A 3,359-nucleotide genomic window follows, 5' to 3' on the forward strand; every position below is an offset into this window, starting at 1 on the left:
GCTGTACCTCACTTCATCCTGCGCGCTTGACAAACGAAGCCAAAAGGCTGTACCTCACTTCATCCTGCGCGCTTGACAAACGAAGCCAAAAGGCTGTACCTCACTTCATCCTGCGCGCTTGACAAACGAAGCCAAAAGGCTGTACCTCACTTCATCCTGCGCGCTTGACAAACAAGCCAAAAGGCTGTACCTCACTTCATCCTGCGCGCTTGACAAACAAGCCTAGGACTTACGCAACAACACTAACGGGACTTACGCACGTCGAGTCCAGAAACCGGGTTTCGACCTAGATCTCTAGTTTCCCAAGCAACGATTTTTCATAGAAACCCGGTTTCTTTGCGTAAATCCTGACTAAATATGGTGCTTGATCGGGGAGTTGACATCCTCACCGCCCTAAAAGTGCGGTGATTCCTAAGACTCACGACGCGCGGTTTCTGCTTCATCGCAACTGCCTCCACCCTTAAGGGATTTGGTCTTAAGTTCGCTCCACAGACTGAAACGGTGTGTCCCACCGCCATATGTATCGAAATCTCATGGAGATTTCTGATGTACTTTGTTGATTCAGGGGATGCTTACACCCATTGCCCCGTCCTCTTTTCCCGGTCTACCGATTTTTCTGCGCCGTTGCCAGTCTGGCAAACTTTGGTGTTAGGCTTTATGTCTCCATCGTCGCGGGTGGGTCAGTGACCACAACAATTCTACCATGTCAAGCCGTCCTCAAAGGACGGGGTTTCAAACCCATTTTTTCTGATGAACTACCCAACGTTGAAGCTGTCGTTACCAACGTTGAAGCTGTCGTTACCAACGTTGAAGCTGTCGTTACCAACGTTGAAGCTGTCGTTACCAACGTTGAAGCTGTCGTTACCAACGTTGAAGCTGTCGTTATGATAGCTGGAACACCTGTTGTAGGGGCGGGTTTATCTATATTTATGCTTCTCCATCAAAATATCTATAAACCCGCCCCTACTGTATTCCATCAAGTCGCTTTCCCGCTATCAGCCTTCTCAAACTTGTCCTAACCCGCCCCTACTAAGCTGCTACGCACCTAATTTGAGAGCCAAATTTTACCTTCTTCTTGTGGGGTGGGCATCTTGCCCGCCTCTTTATTGGATTTAAATGCGTAGCAGCTTAACGTTGAGGGGCGGGTAGTTCAGCGAAGCTTGATACTAGGCAATTCCAACTAATTTTGCACTCAGATCCCACATGCGCTCGGCTTTTTCATCATCGCGCGCTTGGCGAGAAACTCTTTGCACAAACGATTTGCCATCTTTCTTCTGGCGATTCCCCCAACTCCAATAAGCACCGGATTGTCTGTACTCAGGATCTGCCATCACCGCTGCAACTCGCTCGCCTGCTAACTCCTGAGACACGTACCCCCCCGTGATGTACTTCTGGAACAAGGGGAAGAGTTTCTGGAACAAGGGGTAGTGGTTGCGGAATAAGGGCGTATCTGCGACGCATCCGGGATAGAGAGAAGAGAAGGTAATTCCAGTGGACTCGTGATAGCGCCGATGCAGTTCCCGCATGGTCAGCACGTTGCAGACCTTGCTGTCTTTGTAAGCTTTGACGGGTTCAAATTTCTTGCCATCAGCCATCGAAACTGGATCTTTAAATCCTGCTTCAAAGCCCTCCAAATTTCCTAAGTCTGGACGCGGATAAACCTTCCCACCCGGCTCATCTGGGTTGTGAGTTACAGTGCCTAAAATCACCAAACGCTTATCGGGATACACGCACTTTTTCAGATCTTCCAGCAACAGGTTGCACAAGAGAAAATGACCCAGGTGATTGGTGGTCATAGTCAATTCAAACCCTTCTGGGCTTCGCAACGGCTCTTTGAGCAAAGGCATATAAATTGCCGCGTTGCACAATAAAGCATTTAATGGTCTGCCGCTGGCTTGGAATTCCCTGGCAAACCGCCGCACGCTCTCCAAATCCCCCAGGTCGATTTGCATCAGGGTGAAGCTACCCTGGGGTATTCCGACGGCAGTAGCCGCTTCGCCGCCCTTCCGTACATCCCGGCAGGCCATAATTACATGCCAGCCACGTTTGACAAGGGCTTTCGCTGTGTACAAACCCACCCCTGAAGAGGCTCCCGTAACGATCGCTGTTGGCTTGTAATGTTGCGCCATTTTGTTAAAACTTTGTTGATTGCTATTGGTTCTTGGCAGGATCTCAAACTGCTGAGCTACCATCTCTCAGCCTTCGAGATGCCCTCATGATTATTCAGGATATTGCCAAAGCTGCCCAATCTCAACTGGGGCTAACTTAGGGTCTGTGGCAGGTCATAGTCATAACGATTATGATTTTACTAAGGGGGTCAAATTATCTATCAACACCATAAAAAATAACAATGGCTCATTTAACTCAACGTCGCCCTGAAAATGCCAGCGGCGATTTCTACGTCGATTACACTTGTATTGATTGCGACACCTGTCGCTGGATGGCAAAAGATGTGTTTCATCGTGCTGGGGAACAATCGGCAGTTTATCATCAACCTGAGAACGAAACAGAAAGATTGCGAGCGATGCAGGCTTTATTATCTTGTCCTACGGCTTCTATTGGTACGGTAGAAAAGCCGAAAGATATTAAAGTCGCTCAGCAAAGTTTTCCAATTTTAGTGGAGGACAATGTTTACCATTGCGGCTACCATTCTGAGGCTTCCTACGCTGCGGCAAGTTACTTAATTGTACGACCGGAAGGCAATATTTTGGTTGATTCGCCTCGGTTTGCAGCACCGTTGGTTAAGCGCTTAGAAGAGATGGGTGGCATTCGCTACATGTATCTGACGCACCGGGATGATGTGGCGGATCATCAGAAATTTCAGCAGCATTTTGGGTGCGAGCGCATCCTGCACAAGGATGATATAACTTCCGGAACTCGCGATGTAGAAATCCAGCTTTCTGATACCGAACCGATGCAATTTGCACCGGATTTGTTAATTATACCAGTTCCCGGTCACAGCAAAGGTCATACTGTTTTATTGTCCAACAATAAGTTTCTGTTTACGGGCGACCATCTCGCTTGGTCAGAAAGTTGGAAACAGTTAGTTGCCTTCCGAGATTATTGCTGGTATTCCTATGCCGAACAAATTAAATCGATGGAAAAATTGGCTGCATATTCCTTCGAGTGGGTGTTACCAGGTCACGGAAGGCGATATCATGCTGACCGAGAAACAATGGGGCAACTTTTGCAGCAATGCCTCGCTTGGATGAAATCGCAGTAGTAGGGACAGGGCATTTTTTCGGTTGTCGCAATCAGCGAGAATTTAATCTTGCCATAGTCGGGGCACGGCATTTTTTCGGTTGTCGCAATCAGCGAGAATTTAATCTTGCCATAGTCGGGGCACGGCATTTTTTCGG

4 protein-coding genes are annotated in these 3,359 nt (G+C 48.2%); 3 read left to right on the top strand and 1 reads right to left on the bottom strand.

The genetic code is table 11. From position 1 onward, the window contains the following. Positions 1 to 546 precede the first annotated feature (546 nt). Both MiSe_RS48230 and MiSe_RS48235 read left to right on the top strand, forming a co-directional pair. Positions 547 to 687 carry a hypothetical protein gene (locus MiSe_RS48230; RefSeq protein ID WP_226594508.1) on the top strand — a complete coding sequence of 47 codons (141 nt, stop codon included), beginning with the start codon at positions 547 to 549 and terminating at the stop codon, positions 685 to 687. Beyond that, on the top strand, positions 684 to 1,019 hold the full coding sequence (locus tag MiSe_RS48235; RefSeq protein ID WP_226594511.1) for a hypothetical protein: 336 nt from the start codon (positions 684 to 686) through the stop codon (positions 1,017 to 1,019). Before MiSe_RS48230 ends, MiSe_RS48235 begins: the two co-directional genes overlap by 4 nt. A 147-nt stretch (positions 1,020 to 1,166) precedes the next feature. Here MiSe_RS48235 and MiSe_RS48240 read toward each other — a convergent pair whose 3' ends face one another. Continuing rightward, the gene (locus tag MiSe_RS48240; RefSeq protein WP_226594516.1) at positions 1,167 to 2,129 is read right to left on the bottom strand and encodes a protochlorophyllide reductase; all 963 of its coding nucleotides are present in this window, start codon (positions 2,127 to 2,129) and stop codon (positions 1,167 to 1,169) included. Between the two features lie 221 nt (positions 2,130 to 2,350). On the opposite strand from MiSe_RS48240, the gene MiSe_RS48245 reads away from it, so the two are divergent. After that, positions 2,351 to 3,223 (top strand): MBL fold metallo-hydrolase, encoded by an 873-nt coding sequence (locus tag MiSe_RS48245; RefSeq protein ID WP_226594513.1) that lies wholly within the window; start codon positions 2,351 to 2,353, stop codon positions 3,221 to 3,223. Positions 3,224 to 3,359: the final 136 nt, after the last annotated feature.

Origin of the sequence: Microseira wollei NIES-4236 (assembly GCF_020521235.1) — a bacterium.
Taxonomy (GTDB): Bacteria; Cyanobacteriota; Cyanobacteriia; order Cyanobacteriales; family Aerosakkonemataceae; genus Microseira; species Microseira wollei.